The sequence below is a fragment of the Kluyvera intermedia genome (assembly GCF_021440345.1).
Classification (GTDB): domain Bacteria; phylum Pseudomonadota; class Gammaproteobacteria; order Enterobacterales; family Enterobacteriaceae; genus Kluyvera; species Kluyvera intermedia_A.
In genome coordinates this window covers 1-2,364 of the sequence record NZ_JAKCNS010000032.1, presented here as the reverse complement: position 1 = coordinate 2,364, position 2,364 = coordinate 1, and the positions used below count along the sequence as shown (strand labels likewise).

Genomic DNA, 2,364 nt, shown 5'->3' with positions numbered 1-2,364 from the left:
TACGGGCTTTTTTTTCGCATGTTGCACACCACCGGCGGGGTGAGAAGCCCGGACCCGGGAAAATGTAAAATCAATCTTCGCTCATCTGCGCATATTCCTCGCTCAGGAAATCCACCAGCGCTCTCACTGCCGGTAGCAGTCCACGGCGCGATGGGAATACGGCGTGGATCACTTCACGTTTCGGTTCCCACCCATCGAGGATCCGGACCAAAGATCCCTCGGCCAACTGTTCTCTCGCCATCAAGAGTGGGAGTTGAACTACGCCAATGCCTGCAATGGCGGCATCACGCAGCGTCAGCATATCGCCGGTTATTAAACGTGGTGTGAAATGAACTTCAGCTTTGGCACCCTTTGGCCCATCCAGCAGCCATTTATGAATATGTTTGCCGGCCGACATGCTCAACCCCGGCCAGCGGCTGAGAGAGTCCGGCGAGTTCGGTTTACCCAACAAAGCCACCAGCGACGGGCTTGCCACCAGGCAATGCCCACGGTCAGCCAACACGCGCATCACCAGATCGCTATCTTCAAATGGGCGCGGCCTGACACGAATCGCGACATCAACGCCCTCCGCCACCAGATCAACCCGCCGGTTAGTCGCCTCCAGTTGGATCTGTACGCCAGGATAACGCGCCATAAAACGCGCCAGCATCGGCCCAACATGCACATGCAATAACGTTACCGGGCAAGCCAGCTTCACGCATCCGCGCGGTTCAGCCTGTAATACCGCAATCGCCTCTTGCGCTGCTTCCGCTTCTATTAGCATCGCTTTGCAGTGCTGATAGAACGTTTGCCCCACCTCAGTCACCGTAAACTGCCGGGTCGTCCGGTAGATCAAACTTACGCCAAGCTGTTCTTCCAGTTGGGCAATCCGTCGGCTGAGTTTCGATTTTGGGACATCCAGTGCCCGTCCCGCAGCGGCAAATCCACCGTTATCCACCACGTGCACAAACCACGCTAATGCATTGAGATCCTGCATCGCCACCTCATCGTTCCATTTTTGCAACAGTGTAGGTCAATTTTACTATCTACCGAGAAATTAACCTCGAATATAAGCTAATAATCATCAACCCTCACTACGCAGGAGAATCAAATGAAACAGATTACGGGTGTCTATACCGCGCCACGTCCACACTGGGTGGGTGATGGCTTCCCGGTTCGTTCGTTATTTTCTTATCAGTCGCACGGCGAAAGCCTGAGCCCATTTCTGTTGCTTGACTACGCCGGGCCACACCACTTTCCCGCCGACGGTGCCAAACGCGGCGTAGGCGAACATCCCCATCGCGGGTTCGAGACGGTGACTATCGTCTACGCCGGCGAAGTAGAACACCGCGACTCCACCGGTAAAGGTGGTGTGATTGGTCCAGGGGACGTGCAGTGGATGACGGCAGGTGCCGGCATTCTTCATCAGGAGTTTCATTCGGCCGAGTTTGCCCGCCGGGGCGGCGAGCTGAAGATGATTCAGCTGTGGGTCAACCTGCCAGCGAAAGACAAAATGACCGCACCGGGCTACCAGGGCATTGAAGCCGCCATGATCCCGACAGTTACGCTACCTGACGAGAGTGGTTCGCTACGGGTGATTGCAGGCCGCTACGGGAATGCGACCGGCCCTGCCAGCACCTTCTCGCCGATGAACGTGTGGGACATGCAGATCCCACGAGATAAAGAGGTTTCATTTGAGCAACCTGAAGGCTGGAGCACTGCGATTATTGTGCTGGAAGGCAGCGTGACGGTGAACGGTGACACCGTCGCCGAGGAAGCACAATTAGTGGTGCTGAGCCAGCAGGGCAAACGCGTACATCTTCATGCCAGCAGCGACGCCAAAGTGCTGGTCCTGGCCGGTGAGCCAATAGATGAACCGATTGTCGGCTATGGCCCCTTCGTGATGAACAGTAAAGCCGAAATTGCCGAAGCCGTTCGTGATTTTAACTCCGGCCGATTTGGTCAGATTTAACCGTCACCAACGCCATCATTCCCAGCCTTAATCCACCTGCCCTGTTATCGACCGACGGGGCAGTGTTCATTGATTAACCGAACGATCCATAATGCATAAATTATGCTTGACCGTTTCAACCCAACTCCCTATAGTAGCGCCCCGTTGCCCACCTAAGGTGAGCAGCAAAACAATATGGTGAGGTGTCCGAGTGGCTGAAGGAGCACGCCTGGAAAGTGTGTATACGGCAACGTATCCGGGGTTCGAATCCCCGCCTCACCGCCATATTTGAGAAAGAGCTCGTACGCAAGTACGGGCTTTTTTTTCGCATGTTGCACCCCACCGGCGGGGTGAGAAGCCCGGACCCGGGGTCGACAACTGGCGCAGCCAGTTGGACAGACGGCGAACACAGTAAGCTGGCTGCCCGCAAGGGC

At 55.8% G+C, this 2,364-nt stretch carries 2 protein-coding genes and 1 tRNA gene; 2 read left to right on the top strand and 1 reads right to left on the bottom strand.

The window, feature by feature from the left end:
* Nucleotides 1-70 precede the first annotated feature (70 nt).
* Complete coding sequence (locus LZ634_RS10275) at nt 71-982, bottom strand: LysR family transcriptional regulator (protein ID WP_234504664.1); 912 nt, start codon at nt 980-982, stop codon at nt 71-73.
* Nucleotides 983-1,090: 108 nt separating this feature from the next.
* On the opposite strand from LZ634_RS10275, the gene LZ634_RS10270 reads away from it, so the two are divergent.
* Both LZ634_RS10270 and LZ634_RS10265 read left to right on the top strand, forming a co-directional pair.
* Complete coding sequence (locus LZ634_RS10270; RefSeq protein ID WP_234504663.1) at nt 1,091-1,951, top strand: pirin family protein; 861 nt, start codon at nt 1,091-1,093, stop codon at nt 1,949-1,951.
* Between the two features lie 176 nt (nt 1,952-2,127).
* Nucleotides 2,128-2,215 (top strand) — tRNA-Ser (locus LZ634_RS10265).
* Nucleotides 2,216-2,364 lie beyond the last annotated feature (149 nt).